Source organism: Herbaspirillum sp. NPDC087042, from assembly GCF_044745245.1.
In the GTDB taxonomy this organism is placed as follows: Bacteria; Pseudomonadota; Gammaproteobacteria; order Burkholderiales; family Burkholderiaceae_D; genus Herbaspirillum.
The window spans coordinates 14,188-28,668 of sequence record NZ_JBIUZW010000004.1 but is presented as its reverse complement, the minus strand read 5'-3'; the positions used below and the strand labels follow the sequence as shown (position 1 = coordinate 28,668).

Sequence of the window (14,481 nt, the reverse complement as noted above, 5' to 3'; positions counted from 1 at the left end):
ACGGCCCGACACGGGCCTACTCAGGTCGAACGGTAGCGTGCCCATCCTGATTCATTTATCTGCCCGAACGAACTGCTGATTCGCATCAATCTGCAGGACAGATCAGTCAATCAGTTCATCGCCGTCATAGAACGGATACGGTCCATCGAACTGGCCGATGAATGCCGTGTGACTGACCAGGCTCTTCGCCTTCTCATCCCACCAATGCAGCTGGAATCCCGGCGGCTCCATCACGAAGCAGGAGGCTGCCTGCGGATCCAGGTCCAGCTGCACCTGATGCGATACCCCCGGGCAGGTGCTCGCCAGCGTGCCGCCGAACCGACGCTGGATGGAGCGGTGCAAATGGCCGCACAGGATGCGTTCCACCTGGGGATGCTTGCGCACCACCGCCTCCAGCGCCTGCGGATCGGCCAGACCGATGTCATCCATGTGGCCGATGCCGGTGGTAAATGGCGGATGGTGCATCACGATCACGGTAGGCCGTTCCGGTTGCTGCGCCAGTACGTCATCCAGCCACACCAGGCTGGCCGGCGACAGCGCACCGGCGCTGGCGCGCGGAATCACGGTATCGAGCGCGATGATGCGCAGGGGATGGTCCTCGATCACATACTCGATGCGCTCGCCCCCCTGCTGCAGGTAAGTGTGCTCGGGGAACGCAGCGCGCAGCGCCTCTCGCTCATCATGGTTGCCCGGCAGCAGGTAGTAGGGCATGGCCAGCGGCGCCAGCAACTCGCGCAGGCAGGCATATTCCGAAGGCTTGCCGAAATCGACCAGATCGCCGGTGATGACCAGCGCCTCGGGGCGCTGCTTCAGGCCGTTGACCTGGGCCACGCAACGGCGCAGGCTCTCGGCGGTATCGACCACGCGATAGGATTTCTTGCCCTCGGTCTTGATGTGCAGGTCGGAAATCTGTCCCAGTATCATGCTGCCTCCTTGTCGGCGCGCGGCGCCATCTTCACCAGTGCGTCGGCAGGTACGCGAATGGCGATCTGCTGACCCGCTTCCCACCAGCCACGCTTGCTGGTCTCGGCGATGACGGGGCGCTCCACGCCGATCTCGATTTCAAAACGGGTGCGGTCACCCAGGAAAAAGGTATTGATGAGCCGGCCGCGCACGCAATGCGCATCGGCCTCGGTGATGTCGAGCACCTGGACATCCTCGGGACGGAACAGCGCCAGGGCCGGCTGCCCCTGGATGGCTTGCGCGTTCCTGTCATTATCCGCCAGCGGAAGGCTGCCGGTGGGCAGTTGCAGGCGATCGCCGGCGACGATGCCTTCGACCCGGTTCATGGCGCCGATGAAATCGGCCACGAAGTCATTGGCCGGGTGGTAGTAGATCTCCTGGGGCGTGCCGATCTGCGAGATCCTGCCACGCTCCATCACCACGATGCGGTCACCCAGCGCCATCGCCTCACCCTGGTCGTGGGTGACGTAGATGGCGGTAATGCCCAGGCTGCGCAGCAGCTTGTTGAGGTCACTGCGGACGGCCTCGCGCAGCTTGGCGTCCAGCGCGGTGAGTGGCTCATCCAGCAGCAGCACGCGCGGCTCCATGGCCAGCGCGCGGGCCAGTGCCACGCGCTGCTTCTGGCCACCCGAGAGCTGATCCACGCGGCGATGCGAGAGCCCCTGCAGATGCACCATCTCCAGCAGGCGCTCGACCCGCTCGATGCGCTCGCCGGCGGGGATGCGGCGGATCTTCATGCCATAGGCGATGTTCTCGCCCACGCTCATGTTGGGGAACAGTGCATAGTTCTGGAACACCATGCCCACGCCACGCTTCTCGATGGGCAGCGCGGTCACGTCTTCATTGCCGAAGAACACGCGCCCGCCCTGGTCGGGAAATTCGAGGCCGGCAATCATGCGCAGCGTAGTGGTCTTGCCGCAGCCCGAAGGGCCCAGCAGCACCAGCGTTTCGCCGGGATGGATCTCCAGGTCCAGCGGCTGCAGCGCGCGCGTGCCATTGGCAAAGGACTTGGCGCATTGCGCCAGGCGAATCGAAACAGCTTGTTGATTGGGCTTGTCGGAATAATTGGACTTCATAGACGGACTTTCTTGCGGGATGCCTGGGTCGCCCACTGCATGCCTATCAGGAGCGGAATGATCATGAAAAAGAAGATCAGCGTATAGGCCGATCCGACCTCCAGCCGCATCGACGCGTAGGCATCGGCCAGGCCCACCGGCAGGGTCTGGGTCAGCGGGGTGTGCAGCATCCAGGTGATATTGAATTCGCCGATGGACAGCGTCACCACCATCAGCGCACCGGCCAGGATGCCGGAGGCGGCATTGGGGATGACGATGCCGAAGAAGCGTCGCATGCGGCCCGCGCCCAGGCTGGCGGCGGCTTCTTCGAGCTGGGCCAGTTGCGAGGACTGCATCACCGCCAGCACCGGCCGCACCATGAAGGGCAGCGTGAAGATCACATGGCCGACCAGGATGAAGAGGATGCTGGCGCGGAAATCACGCCACTGCCCATAGGCCATGATGAGCGCCAGCGCCGTGGCCAGGCCTGGCACGGCCACCGGCATCATCAGCAGTTCTTCGATCAGCCGCGCCAGGCGACTGTTGCCGCCGCGATAGCGCGCCAGCATGTAGGCCAGCGGCACACCGGCCACCAGCGTCACCACCAGGCAGGCCAGCGCGATGACCAGCGAGCGCCAGATGGTGGGCTGGTACATCTCCCACACCTGCCCCACCCAGCGCAGCGTCAGACCGCTGGAGATCCCCACGAAGAAGTTCTCGGTCACGCCGGCCAGCATCGACAGCACCACCGGCACCACCAGGAAGGCGCAGACCAAGAGCGTAAAGGACAGTTGTAGGTAGAAACGGAAACGGTTTGGCATCATCAGCTCCTCATGCCGCCGCGGCCACACCGCTACCGGTGAGCGAACGCGCCAGCGCCAGCACCGCCCAGGTGATCACGCCCAGCACGATGGATAGCGAGGCGGCAGTGGCGAAGTTGGCGTAGCCGGTGAATTCGTTGTAGATGGTCATGGGCAGCACATCGATATTGGCGGCCAGGGTGAAGGCCGTGCCGAAGGCGCCCACGCTGGTGGCAAAGCAGATGGCGCCGGACGACACCAGCGCCGGCAACAGCGCCGGCAGCACCACGTGCAGCAACACCTGCCAGGGGCGCGCGCCCAGGGAGCGTGCTGCTTCTTCCAGTGAGGGGTCGAGCTTTTCGGCCGCCGCCACCACGGTCAGAATCACACGCGGGATCGAGAAATACAGGTAACCCAGGAACAGCCCCGAGAGCGAATAGGCAAACACCAGCGAGTCGCCCAGGAGCCAGTTGCTGACGGCGCTGATCACGCCCTGGCGCCCAGCCAGCATGATCACCATGAAGCCGACCACCACGCCGGGGAAGGCCAGCGGGAAGGTCAGCATGGCCAGCAGGACGGACTGGCCGGCAAAGCGGTTGCGTTGCAGGAACAAGCCGACGAAGACCGAGATGGCCAGCGTAGCCAGCGTGACCACCGCCGACAGTGCCAGGGTGGAAAAGAGGCTGGCGGCGTAGTGGCGGTTGGTCAGCACGGCCAGGTAGGCCATCGCCCCCTGCGGGCCGGAAGCGCCCACGCCGACCAGCCGCACCATGGGCAGCAGCCAGAAGGCGCAGAACAGGGTCAGGCCCGGTACGGCAAACCACAGCCAGACGGACTGGCTGGCGGCTACCGGCCGGGGCGACGCGGGAAGAACAGTCTTCATGCTTGCTCCTGCATCCTGCATTTAACGCACTTCAGCCAGGTAGCGCTCGCCGAACTTGCGCTGGGCTTCCGCCATCTTGCCGTAATCCACCGACTTGGCACGGGCATACTCCGCGGCCGGCAGGAAGTGCGATTCGGCTTCCTTGGACATGGCCGAGGCACGCACCGGACGCAGGTAGGCGTTGGCCCAGATGGCCTGGCCCTGGTCGGACAGCAGGAAGTCCAGCACCTTCTTGGCGTCGGCCTGGTGCGGGGCATTCTTCACCAGCGACACCACGTAGGGCACGGTCACGGTGCCTTCGCTGGGGATCACGAAGGCCACGTTGGCGTGGTCCTTGTACTTGGCGCGATAGGCGTCGAAGTCATAGCCCAGCAGGATGGGGATCTCACCCGAGATCAGGCGGGCATAAGAGGTCTGCTTGGGGACGATGGGCTGGTTCTTCTGCAGGTTCTTGAAGTAGGTGATGGCCGGCGAGAAGTCGTCCAGTGTGCCGCCCAGGGCCTGGTTGATCGCCACCGCACCGACATAGCCGACAAAGGCCGAGGCCGGATCCAGGTAACCGATCAGGCCCTTGTACTCCGGCTTTTGCAGGTCGGCCCAGGACTTCGGAACCGGCTTGCCCTTGAGCGCATCGACATTGACCATGATGCCCATGGTGCCGGAGTGGATGGTAAACCAGTAGCCGTCCGGGTCCTTCAGGCCATTGGGAATGTCGTTCCAGTGGGCCGGCTTGTAGGCGGCGACCAGGTCCTTGTTCTTGGCTTCGATACCGAAGGACACGCCCAGGTAGGTGAAGTCCGCCACCGGGCTGGCCTTTTCGGCCGTCAACTGGGCCAGGGCCTGGCCGCTGTTCTTGTTGTCCGGCGGCACGGTGACGCCGGTCTTGTCCTTGATGGCCTTGATCTGGGCCGCCCAGTCAGCCCACTCGGGCGGGCAGTTGTAGCAGATCGCGGTCTGGGCCGACGCGGCCAGGGAAGCCGACAGCAGCAAGGCGCCGGCAGCGGTTTGAATAACACGTTTCAGGAACATGTCAGATCCTTTCCTATAGGTTGAATAGCACAACGACAAAACGACAAAACGGTGAAGCGACGAGGCACAACGGGGAAACCGGAACTCAGGAGGAAGACGACCCGGCCGGCACCGCCACCGACCCGCCATCACGCAGGGCATGCGGCAGGATCAGCGGCACCGGGGTCCAGGCCGGAGGCACCTCGGCCAGCGCCGCCTCGGGCGAGCGGAATTCGATGGCCTGCACCAGGGTGCGCAGGGCGACATCACCTATGCGCTCCGAGGGTTGCACCACGCTGGCCAGCACCGGCTCCACCAGCGCCCCCACCGGGATGCCGTCGAAGCCCATGACCGAGATGTCCTGCGGCACTCTCATGCCCAGCGCGCGCAGCTCGCGCATGGCGCTCAGGGCCAGCAGGTCGTTGGAGCAGAACAGGGCCGTCGGGCGACGTTCGGGGTCAGCCATCATCTGCTGGTATTCGGTGGCCGCGGTCAGCGTGTGGCGTTCCACCTCGATGGCCGGCAAGGGCGCCAGGCCAGCCGCGCGCATCGCATCCAGATAGCCGTAGTAACGCTGGATGGCACGGTCGGACGCATTGAAGCGCCCCGACAGCATCTGGATGCGGCGATGGCCCAGGCCGATCAGGTGCTTCACCGCATCACAGGCGGCGGCCCGGTTGTCCACCGAGACCGAGGCGCGGGGCGGCACCGCGCCGGCGGGTTCGGTGGTCAGCTGGTTGTAGGTCAGCACGAAGGGAATGCGCTCGCGCTCCAGCAGGTCCAGCGTGGCATTGGCCCCGGCGTCGGCCACCGTCAGGATCACCCCGTCCACGCGATGCCCCAGCAGCAGCTCCACGGCGGCCGATTCGTCCTGCGGCAGGTACTCGGTGGTGGTGAACATCACCGAGTAATCCAGCGCCCGCGCAGCCAGCTCTATGCCCTGCAGGCATTGCGCAAAGACCGTGTTGGACAGGGTCGGTACCACCACCCCCACGGTGCGCGAATTGCCCGCGCGCAGGTTGCGGCCCGTGAAATTGGGACGAAAACCCAGTTCGGCGATGCTGCGATGGATCTTCTCGGCGGTTTCCGCACTCACCGAACCGGGCTTGTTGAGCAGACGGGAGACGGTGGCAATGGACACACCGGCCAGATGGGCAACTTGTTTGATGGAGGGGCGCACGGGCAGGCAGGGTCGGATGAAAACGATTTCATGATGCCCCTCCTTTGTGACGTCCTCATGACCATGCGGAGGACTTCATCCCCTGAACGCCACGCCAAAATCTTTCCTTCTAGAAAATTATCTAGATTTGCTAAGAATACTTTCGATGTTTTACACGAAGCTTTTCGAGAGTGTTTTGATACGGATTCGCGGCTCCCGGAGCCGGCCGGCATGGGATTCCCCCGTCCCTGACCAGCCATGCTTAGCTGCTATCCCTGTCGCCACCCTGCTCGGGCACAGGGGTCTTTGCCCGCCTCTTCACGGAGGCGGGCTTTTTTTATTCCTGAATGACAACTTTTTCGACAGAGCTGCGCGCCACGGGCCGGCTCGTCGCCGTACTGGGCTGCGGGGGTGGCGAGCCGGTATAATGCAGGGTTCCGAATTCCTCCAACCGATTTCATTCGTTTGCCCGTCATGCAAGATAAATACAGCCCAGCCGAAGTCGAACAGTCCGCACAGCAGCATTGGAACGCCATCGACGCCTACAAGACCGTCGAGAATGCCCGTGACAAGCAAGGTCGCGACAAGAAGAAGTTCTACGCCTGCTCGATGCTGCCCTACCCGTCCGGCAAGCTGCACATGGGCCACGTGCGCAACTACACCATCAACGACGTGATGTACCGCTATCTGCGCATGAACGGCTACAACGTCCTGATGCCCATGGGCTGGGATGCCTTCGGCATGCCTGCCGAGAATGCCGCCATGGCCAATGGCGTGCCGCCGGCGCAGTGGACCTATTCCAACATCGATTACATGAAGTCGCAGATGCAATCGATGGGCCTGGCCATCGACTGGTCGCGCGAGATGACGGCCTGCCGTCCCGAGTACTACAAGTGGAACCAGTGGATGTTCCTGAAGATGCTGGAGAAGGGCATCATCTACAAGAAGACCGGTACCGTGAACTGGGATCCGATCGACCAGACCGTGCTGGCCAACGAGCAGGTCATCGACGGCCGTGGCTGGCGCTCGGGCGCCGTGATCGAGACGCGCGAGATCCCGATGTACTACGCCAAGATCACCGACTACGCCGACGAGCTGCTGGAACACGTCGAGACCAAGCTGCCGGGCTGGCCCGAGCGCGTGCGCCTGATGCAGGCCAACTGGATCGGCAAGTCCACCGGTGTGCGCTTCGCCTTCCCGCACGAGATCAAGGATGCCAGCGGCCAGCTCATCAACGACGGCAAGCTGTATGTCTTCACCACCCGCGCCGACACCATCATGGGCGTGACCTTCTGCGCCGTGGCCCCGGAACATCCGCTGGCCACCCTGGCCGCCGAAAACAAGCCGGACCTGCAAGCCTTCATCGCCGAATGCAAGCAAGGCAGCGTCATCGAAGCCGACATGGCGACGATGGAAAAGAAGGGCATGCCCACGGGCCTGTTCGTGACCCATCCGCTGACCGGCGACAAGGTCGAGGTGTGGATCGGCAACTACGTGCTCATCACCTACGGCGACGGTGCCGTGATGGGCGTGCCGGCGCATGACGAACGCGACTTCGCCTTCGCCCGCAAGTACGATCTGCCCATCAAGCAGGTCATCGACGTCGACGGCAAGAGCTACTCCACCGACGCCTGGGAAGAATGGTACGGCGACAAGGAAGCCGGCAAGACCATCCACTCCGGCAAGTACGATGGCCTGGCCTACCAGGCTGCCGTGGAAGCGGTCGCCGCCGACCTGGCCGCACTGGGCCTGGGCGAGAAGAAGGTGACCTTCCGCCTGCGCGACTGGGGCATCTCGCGCCAGCGCTACTGGGGTACCCCCATCCCCATCATCCACTGCCCGGATTGCGGTGACGTGCCGGTGCCCGAGAAGGACCTGCCGGTGGTGCTGCCGGAAGACTGCGTGCCGGATGGCAGCGGCAATCCGCTCAACAAGCACGAGCAATTCCTGAAGGTCGACTGCCCTTGCTGCGGCAAGCCGGCCCGTCGCGAAACCGACACCATGGACACCTTCGTGGATTCGTCCTGGTACTACATGCGCTATACCTCGCCGGGCAGCAACGACGCCATGGTCGATGCCCGCAACGATTACTGGATGCCCATGGACCAGTACATCGGCGGCATCGAGCACGCCGTGCTGCACCTGCTGTACGCGCGCTTCTGGACCAAGGTCATGCGCGACTTCGGCCTGGTCAAGTTCGACGAGCCCTTCACCAACCTGTTGACGCAGGGCATGGTCTTGAACGAAACCTACTACCGTGAAGAAGCCTCCGGCAAGAAGATCTGGATCAACCCGGCCGATGTGGAACTGTCGTTCGACGACAAGGGCCGTCCGGTCTCGGCGATCCTGAAGGCCGATGGCCAGCCGGTGGAAATCGGCGGCACCGAGAAGATGTCCAAGTCCAAGAACAACGGCATCGACCCGCAAGCCCAGATCAACCAGTACGGTGCCGACACGGCGCGCCTGTTCACCATGTTCGCTTCGCCGCCGGAACAGACCCTGGAATGGTCGGGTGCCGGTGTCGAAGGCGCCAACCGCTTCCTGCGCCGCGTCTGGGCCTTCGGCTACAACAACGCCGCGCGCATCACTGCTGCCGGCGCCGTCGATGCAGCACAGCTGGACGATGGCCTGAAGACCCTGCGCCGCGACGTCCACAAGGTGCTGCAACAGGCCGACAACGACTTCAAGCGCATCCAGTACAACACCGTGGTCTCGGCCTGCATGAAGATGCTCAACACGCTCGAGGCCGCCAAGCCGGCGGCAGGAGCTGCCGGCGATGCAGTGATCGCCGAGTGCTACTCGATCTTCCTGCGCGTGCTCAACCCGGTGGCCCCGCACATCACCCATGCGCTGTGGCAGCAACTGGGCTATGCCGCTGTCCAGGGCGACATCCTCGATGCCGACTGGCCGCAGGTCGATGCCGCCGCGCTGGAGCAGAGCGAAATCAAGCTGGTGGTGCAGGTCAACGGCAAGCTGCGTGGCGAAGTGACGGTGTCCAAGGATGCCGACAAGGCCAGCATCGAAGCCGCCGCCCTGGCCAACGAGGATGTGAAAAAATTCCTCACCGGCGCACCGAAGAAGGTGATCGTGGTGCCAGGCAAGCTGGTCAACATCGTCGCCTGAGCGGACTCAACCTAACCCACGGAACTCCATGCACGCTCAAGTCCAACTCAAGCGTTTCTCGCAATGGCTGCTGATGGCAGCCGCAGCCCTGATCCTGTCGGCCTGCGGCTTCCACCTGCGCGGTGCGGCCGACCTGCCGTTCAAGACCATCTACCTGGATTTCCCCCCCAACTCTGCGGTGGGCGTGGAACTGAAGCGCAACATCGAGGCCAGCGGCCCCAAGGTGCTTGACACCGCCAAGGATGCCGAAGCCAACCTGAAGGTGCTGGCCGACAAGCGTGATCGCCAGGTGCTGACCCTGAACACCGATGGCCGGGTGCGTGAATACGCCCTGTTCCAGCGCTTCACCTTCTCGGTCACCGATGCCAAGGGCCTGACCGTGATCCCGGCAACGGCCATCACCATTCGTCGCGTCATCACCTATGACGCGAACCAGGAACTGGCCAAGCAAGCCGAAGAAGCGCTGCTGTACCGCGACATGCAGTCCGACCTGGTGCAGCAGATCCTGCGTCGCCTGTCGGCCTCGAAGTCGGCGCTGAGCACGGAAAAGGCGGCGGCTGGCGACTGACCCTCGCGCTCCCGGACCCATGCAACTACGCTACGACGCCCTCGACACCCACCTCGGCAAATCGCTGGCATCACTCTATGTGATCGCCAGCGACGAGCACCTGCTGGCACTGGAAGCAGCCGACAAGATCCGCCGCAGTGCCCGCGCCAGCGGCTACACCGAGCGTGAGGTGCTGGTGGTCGAACGCAGCTTCAAGTGGGGCGAACTGATCGCGGCCAACCAGTCGCAATCGCTGTTCGGCGACAAGAAGCTGATCGAACTGCGCATCCCCACCGGCAAACCCGGCAAGGACGGCGGCCAGGCCCTGCAGGACTATGCCGCCAACCTGTCTCCCGACAACCTGACCATCATCAGCCTGCCCAAGCTGGACTGGGCCACGCAAAAGGCGGCCTGGGTCGGCGCCCTGCAGCAGGCGGCGGTCTACATCGACATCCCCCTGGTGGAGCGCGCCCAGTTGCCCGCCTGGATCGGCAACCGCCTGGCGGCGCAGCAGCAAAGCGCCGACCGGCCCTGCCTGGACTTCATCGCCGACCGCGTGGAAGGCAACCTGCTGGCGGCGCACCAGGAGATCCAGAAACTGGCCCTGCTCTACCCGGCCGGCAAGCTCTCCTTTGAACAGGTGCAGGATGCGGTCCTGAACGTGGCGCGCTACGATGTCTTCAAGCTCAACGAAGCCATGCTCTCCGGCGACGTCGCACGCCTCACGCGCATGATGGATGGCCTCAAAGGCGAAGGCGAGGCCCTGCCACTGGTGCTGTGGGCGGTGACCGAAGAAATCCGTACCCTGCTCAAACTCAAATCCGGCATGGCGCAAGGCAAGGCCGTCGGTGCATTGCTCAAGGAATACCGCATCTGGGGACCGCGTGAACGGCTGATGGAGCCGGCCCTGCGCCGCGTCAGCCTGGCCGCCCTGGAGCAGGCCCTGCAGGAAGCCGCGCTGATCGACCGCATGGTCAAGGGCCTGCGTGCCAAGGCCTTCGCCGGCGACCCGTGGGATGCCCTGTTGCAGCTGGGCCTGAAACTGGCGCGCGGACGCTGAACCGAACTGATCTCTATACCGACGCGCCGTCCGGCGCCCCGGAGGAATACGACATGGAAAACATCGAACTGTACATGAACCGCATCGGCCAGCAGGCCCGTGCCGCCTCGCGCGCCATGGCCCGCGCCGACACCGCTGCCAAGAACCAGGCGCTGCTGCTGATCGCCGCGGCCATCCGTCGCGATGCCGATGCCCTGCGCGCGGCCAATACCCTGGACCTGGAAGCGGCCCGCGCCAATGGCCTGGCCGAGGCCATGCTGGATCGCCTGACGCTGTCCGACAAGGCCATCGCCACCATGGCCGAAGGCCTGGAACAGATCGCCTCCCTGCCCGATCCGATCGGCGAGATCAGCAACATGAAGTATCGCCCCACCGGCATCCAGGTCGGCCAGATGCGTGTGCCGCTGGGCGTGATCGGCATCATCTACGAAGCCCGTCCCAACGTCACGGTGGACGCCGCCGGCCTGTGCATCAAGAGTGGCAATGCCACCATCCTGCGCGGTGGCTCCGAAGCGATCCACTGCAACCAGGCCCTGGCCAAGCTGGTCAGGGAAGGCCTGGCCGGCGCCGGCCTGCCGCAGGAAGCGGTGCAGGTGGTCGAGACCACCGACCGCGCCGCCGTGGGCGCGCTCATCACCATGCAGGAGTTCGTGGACGTGATCGTGCCGCGCGGCGGCAAGGGCCTCATCGAGCGCCTGATCCGTGAAGCCAAGGTGCCGATGATCAAGCACCTCGATGGCATCTGCCACGTCTACATTGACGACCGCGCCGACACCCGCAAGGCCCTGGACGTGGCCTTCAACGCCAAGTGCCACCGCTACGGCACCTGCAACACCATGGAAACCCTGCTGGTGGCGCGCGACATCGCCGCCACCATCCTGCCGCCGCTGGCCGAGCTGTACCGCGTCAAGGACGTGGAGCTGCGCTGCGATGCCGAGGCCGCCGCGATCCTGGCCGGCTATCCGCTGCTGAAGGCGGCCACCGAGGAAGACTGGGACACCGAATACCTGGCCCCGATCCTGGCCGTGAAGGTGGTGGCCAATCTCGATGAAGCCATCGAGCACATCAACCGCCACTCCTCGCAGCACACCGACAGCGTCATCACCGAAGACTATAGCCGCGCCATGCGTTTCCTGCGCGAAGTCGATTCGGCCTCCGTCATGGTCAATGCCTCCACCCGCTTTGCCGATGGCTTCGAATACGGCCTGGGCGCCGAGATCGGCATCTCCAACGACAAGCTGCACGCACGCGGCCCGGTCGGGCTGGAAGGCCTGACCTCGCTGAAGTATGTGGTGCTGGGCCAGGGCCAGGTGCGCCAGTAACATCGTTCATCGTCAACCTCAAGGACTGCCATGCTCTGGATAAAAGCCCTGCACATCGTCTTCATCGCCTCCTGGTTCGCCGGCCTGTTCTACCTGCCGCGCATCTACGTGAACCTGGCGCAGGAAAGCGAAGTGGTGGCGCGTGAGCGCCTGCTGGGCATGGCGCGCCGCCTGTACCGCTTCACCGGCATGACCGCGCTGCTGGCGCTGGGCCTGGGTGCGTGGCTGCTGGCGCTGACCTGGCAATTCTGGCACGGCCCCGGCAATGGCTGGCTGCATGCCAAGCTGTTCCTGGTGGTGCTGGTGATCGGCTATCACCACGCCTGCGGCTCCCTGCTCAAGAAGTTCGAGAATGGCCAGAACCGTCGCAGCCATGTCTGGTATCGCTGGTTCAACGAAGTGCCGGTGCTGCTGCTGCTGGCCATCGTGATCCTGGTCGTCGTCAAGCCATTCTGATGTCCCCTGCCCACGTACGCCTCACCACACACCATCATCCATTCCGGAGCCGGTCATGAGCAAAGTCTGTGAGTACTTCTTCGCGCCGCATTCGCCGTTCGCCTATCTGGGCCACGAGCGCTTCGTCGCCCTCGCCGAAAAATACCAGGTGCAGATCCTGCCCAAGCCCTTCGACCTGTCGAAGATCTTCGGCGTCTCCGGCGGCCTGCCGCTGGCCAAGCGCGCCCCGCAACGCCAGGCCTATCGCTTGAAGGAACTGGCGCGCTGGAGCGAATTCCTGGGCAAGCCCATGATCCTGCAGCCCACCCATTTCCCGGTCAACAGCGACACCGCCGCCCGCCTGATCATCGCCACCCAGCTGGCGCACGGCACCGCCGCCTCGCTGCGCCTGACCGGCGCGGTCATGCGCGCGGTCTGGGAAGAACAGAAGAACATCGCCGACACCGCCACCCTGCTGGCCATCGCCAACGAGCTGGAGCATGATGGCGCGGCCCTGCTGAAATCGGCCGAGACCGCCAGCGTGCAGGCCGAGTTCGACCGCTTCACCGATGAAGCCAACGCCGCCAGCGTCTTCGGCGCCCCCTGGTATGTCTACGAAGGCGAAGGCTACTGGGGCCAGGATCGCCTGGACTTCGTCGAGCGCGCTTTCGCCAAGGGCTGACGCGGCCAGCGTACAATGACGCCGGGCTGCGCAAGGATGTGAAGCGCAGCCCGGCGTTTTCGTTTTGATGCACCCCTGATTTTCAACGGATAAAAGGTACTCCCATGCAATCCCCCGACACCAACTACTCTTATTTCTGCCCCTGCCCGCGCGGCCTGGAAGCGGCCCTGGCCGAAGAACTCAACGAGATCGCCCAGCACGCCGGCCCGGCGGCCAACCTCAAGGTGCACAACCAGGTGCCTGGCGGCGTGCACTGCTCGGGCACGCTGCTGGCCGCCTACCAGATGAACCTGCACTCGCGCATCGCCAGCCGCGTGCTGCTGCGCATGGGCCATGGTTCCTACAAGAACGAAAACGACATCTACGACCTGACCCTGGCCCAGCCCTGGGAAGACTGGTTCAAGGTGAACCACACCATCCGCGTGGACCTCACCGCCGTGAAGTCGCCCCTGCGCAGCCTGGAATTCACCACGCTCAAGATCAAGGATGCCATCTGCGACCGCTTCCTCGACCAGTTCAAGCTGCGTCCCTCGGTCAACACCCGTACCCCCGACATGCGCATCGCCGGCTTCGTCGATGCCCACAACTACACGGTCTATCTGGATACCTCGGGCGAAGCCTTGTTCAAGCGCGGCTGGCGTGAGGAAACCGGTGACGCGCCGCTGCGCGAGAACCTGGCCGCGGGCCTGTTGCGCACCTCCGGCTGGAAGCCGGGCGTGCCGCTGTTCGACCCCATGTGCGGCTCCGGCACCATCCTGGCCGAGGCGGCCCAGATGATCGCCGGTGTGCCGCCGGGCGCGCGCCGCCGCTTTGCCTTCGAGAAGTTCAGCAACTTCAGCGCCGATGCCTGGTTCGGCATCAAGGGTGACTTCAAGCCCAATCCCATCCCGACCACGCCGACCCTGTTCGGCAGCGACATCTCGGGCGACATGGTGGAACTGACGCGCCACAACCTGCAGCGCGCCGGCATCCACTTCGAGGTGCCGCTCAAGCAGATCGAAGCCCAGGAAATCAAGCCACCGGTGGACGCCGAGGGCAAGCCGCTGGTCGGCATCATGCTCTCCAACCCGCCCTACGGCGAGCGTATCGGCGTGCGCGGCGACCGCGCGCTGCCCACCGAGGAATTGTTCGTGCAATTCTTCAGCGCCTTCTCCAGCACCCTGAAGCAGCGTTTCGCCGGCTGGAGCGTGTTCCTGTTCTCGGCCGACCTGGGCCTGCCCAAGCTGATGCGCCTGAAGGAAGCGCGCAAGACGCCTTTCTTCAACGGTGCCCTGGAATGCCGTCTGTTCCGCTTCGACATGGTGGCCGGCTATAACCGCCGCGAAGAAGCCAAGCCGCCTGTGAAGACCGGCGAGGACTGATCCGCACGCAATCCGGATGGATTGTCAACGCAAGCAAGACAATCCATCCCGCCCAGACCGGTTTATCCGGCTCGCATTCTTCC

The 14,481-nt window shown here is 64.3% G+C and carries 13 protein-coding genes; 7 read left to right on the top strand and 6 right to left on the bottom strand.

Translation table 11 applies throughout. From position 1 onward, the window contains the following. Positions 1 to 102 precede the first annotated feature (102 nt). The 6 genes from ACIPHN_RS07275 to ACIPHN_RS07250 form a co-directional block, all read right to left on the bottom strand. Positions 103 to 924 (bottom strand): phosphodiesterase, encoded by an 822-nt coding sequence (locus ACIPHN_RS07275; protein ID WP_400434731.1) that lies wholly within the window; start codon positions 922 to 924, stop codon positions 103 to 105. After that, positions 921 to 2,039 carry an ABC transporter ATP-binding protein gene (locus ACIPHN_RS07270; RefSeq protein ID WP_400434729.1) on the bottom strand — a complete coding sequence of 373 codons (1,119 nt, stop codon included), beginning with the start codon at positions 2,037 to 2,039 and terminating at the stop codon, positions 921 to 923. Before ACIPHN_RS07270 ends, ACIPHN_RS07275 begins: the two co-directional genes overlap by 4 nt. Next, positions 2,036 to 2,839 (bottom strand): ABC transporter permease, encoded by an 804-nt coding sequence (locus tag ACIPHN_RS07265; RefSeq protein WP_400434727.1) that lies wholly within the window; start codon positions 2,837 to 2,839, stop codon positions 2,036 to 2,038. Before ACIPHN_RS07265 ends, ACIPHN_RS07270 begins: the two co-directional genes overlap by 4 nt. Positions 2,840 to 2,849: 10 nt before the next feature. After that, positions 2,850 to 3,701, bottom strand: a complete 852-nt coding sequence (locus tag ACIPHN_RS07260; RefSeq protein ID WP_400434725.1) for an ABC transporter permease — start codon at positions 3,699 to 3,701, stop codon at positions 2,850 to 2,852. A 21-nt stretch (positions 3,702 to 3,722) separates the two neighbouring features. After that, positions 3,723 to 4,730 (bottom strand): ABC transporter substrate-binding protein, encoded by a 1,008-nt coding sequence (locus ACIPHN_RS07255; RefSeq protein WP_400434723.1) that lies wholly within the window; start codon positions 4,728 to 4,730, stop codon positions 3,723 to 3,725. A gap of 85 nt (positions 4,731 to 4,815) precedes the next feature. Beyond that, positions 4,816 to 5,889: a LacI family DNA-binding transcriptional regulator gene (locus tag ACIPHN_RS07250; RefSeq protein WP_400434721.1), complete on the bottom strand. Its 1,074-nt coding sequence runs from the start codon at positions 5,887 to 5,889 to the stop codon at positions 4,816 to 4,818. Positions 5,890 to 6,342: 453 nt separating this feature from the next. Here ACIPHN_RS07250 and leuS point away from each other — a divergent pair, with 453 nt between their 5' ends. The 7 genes from leuS to ACIPHN_RS07215 all read left to right on the top strand — a co-directional run bounded on the left by leuS (position 6,343) and on the right by ACIPHN_RS07215 (position 14,398). After that, complete coding sequence (gene leuS / locus ACIPHN_RS07245; RefSeq protein ID WP_400434719.1) at positions 6,343 to 8,991, top strand: leucine--tRNA ligase; 2,649 nt, start codon at positions 6,343 to 6,345, stop codon at positions 8,989 to 8,991. A gap of 28 nt (positions 8,992 to 9,019) precedes the next feature. Continuing rightward, entirely contained in the window at positions 9,020 to 9,559 is a 540-nt protein-coding gene (lptE, locus tag ACIPHN_RS07240; protein WP_400434717.1) for an LPS assembly lipoprotein LptE, read from the top strand. Between the two features lie 19 nt (positions 9,560 to 9,578). Further along, positions 9,579 to 10,598 carry a DNA polymerase III subunit delta gene (gene holA, locus ACIPHN_RS07235; protein WP_400434715.1) on the top strand — a complete coding sequence of 340 codons (1,020 nt, stop codon included), beginning with the start codon at positions 9,579 to 9,581 and terminating at the stop codon, positions 10,596 to 10,598. 53 nt (positions 10,599 to 10,651) lie between these two features. After that, on the top strand, positions 10,652 to 11,920 hold the full coding sequence (locus tag ACIPHN_RS07230; protein ID WP_400434713.1) for a glutamate-5-semialdehyde dehydrogenase: 1,269 nt from the start codon (positions 10,652 to 10,654) through the stop codon (positions 11,918 to 11,920). Between the two features lie 30 nt (positions 11,921 to 11,950). Beyond that, positions 11,951 to 12,376: a CopD family protein gene (locus ACIPHN_RS07225; RefSeq protein WP_400434711.1), complete on the top strand. Its 426-nt coding sequence runs from the start codon at positions 11,951 to 11,953 to the stop codon at positions 12,374 to 12,376. Between the two features lie 55 nt (positions 12,377 to 12,431). Then, positions 12,432 to 13,037 (top strand): 2-hydroxychromene-2-carboxylate isomerase, encoded by a 606-nt coding sequence (locus ACIPHN_RS07220; RefSeq protein WP_400434709.1) that lies wholly within the window; start codon positions 12,432 to 12,434, stop codon positions 13,035 to 13,037. A gap of 104 nt (positions 13,038 to 13,141) precedes the next feature. Next, on the top strand, positions 13,142 to 14,398 hold the full coding sequence (locus ACIPHN_RS07215) for a class I SAM-dependent RNA methyltransferase (protein ID WP_400434707.1): 1,257 nt from the start codon (positions 13,142 to 13,144) through the stop codon (positions 14,396 to 14,398). Positions 14,399 to 14,481: the final 83 nt, after the last annotated feature.

What these genes read in the sequence shown, in the direction of transcription:
- ACIPHN_RS07225 (WP_400434711.1), top strand. Translation starts at nt 11,951, where the DNA reads ATGCTCTGGATAAAAGCCCTGCACATCGTCTTCATCGCCTCCTGGTTC.
- ACIPHN_RS07255 (WP_400434723.1), bottom strand. Translation starts at nt 4,730, where the DNA reads ATGTTCCTGAAACGTGTTATTCAAACCGCTGCCGGCGCCTTGCTGCTG.
- leuS (WP_400434719.1), top strand. Translation starts at nt 6,343, where the DNA reads ATGCAAGATAAATACAGCCCAGCCGAAGTCGAACAGTCCGCACAGCAG.
- ACIPHN_RS07265 (WP_400434727.1), bottom strand. Translation starts at nt 2,839, where the DNA reads ATGCCAAACCGTTTCCGTTTCTACCTACAACTGTCCTTTACGCTCTTG.
- ACIPHN_RS07270 (WP_400434729.1), bottom strand. Translation starts at nt 2,039, where the DNA reads ATGAAGTCCAATTATTCCGACAAGCCCAATCAACAAGCTGTTTCGATT.
- lptE (WP_400434717.1), top strand. Translation starts at nt 9,020, where the DNA reads ATGCACGCTCAAGTCCAACTCAAGCGTTTCTCGCAATGGCTGCTGATG.
- ACIPHN_RS07230 (WP_400434713.1), top strand. Translation starts at nt 10,652, where the DNA reads ATGGAAAACATCGAACTGTACATGAACCGCATCGGCCAGCAGGCCCGT.
- holA (WP_400434715.1), top strand. Translation starts at nt 9,579, where the DNA reads ATGCAACTACGCTACGACGCCCTCGACACCCACCTCGGCAAATCGCTG.
- ACIPHN_RS07220 (WP_400434709.1), top strand. Translation starts at nt 12,432, where the DNA reads ATGAGCAAAGTCTGTGAGTACTTCTTCGCGCCGCATTCGCCGTTCGCC.
- ACIPHN_RS07260 (WP_400434725.1), bottom strand. Translation starts at nt 3,701, where the DNA reads ATGAAGACTGTTCTTCCCGCGTCGCCCCGGCCGGTAGCCGCCAGCCAG.
- ACIPHN_RS07275 (WP_400434731.1), bottom strand. Translation starts at nt 924, where the DNA reads ATGATACTGGGACAGATTTCCGACCTGCACATCAAGACCGAGGGCAAG.
- ACIPHN_RS07215 (WP_400434707.1), top strand. Translation starts at nt 13,142, where the DNA reads ATGCAATCCCCCGACACCAACTACTCTTATTTCTGCCCCTGCCCGCGC.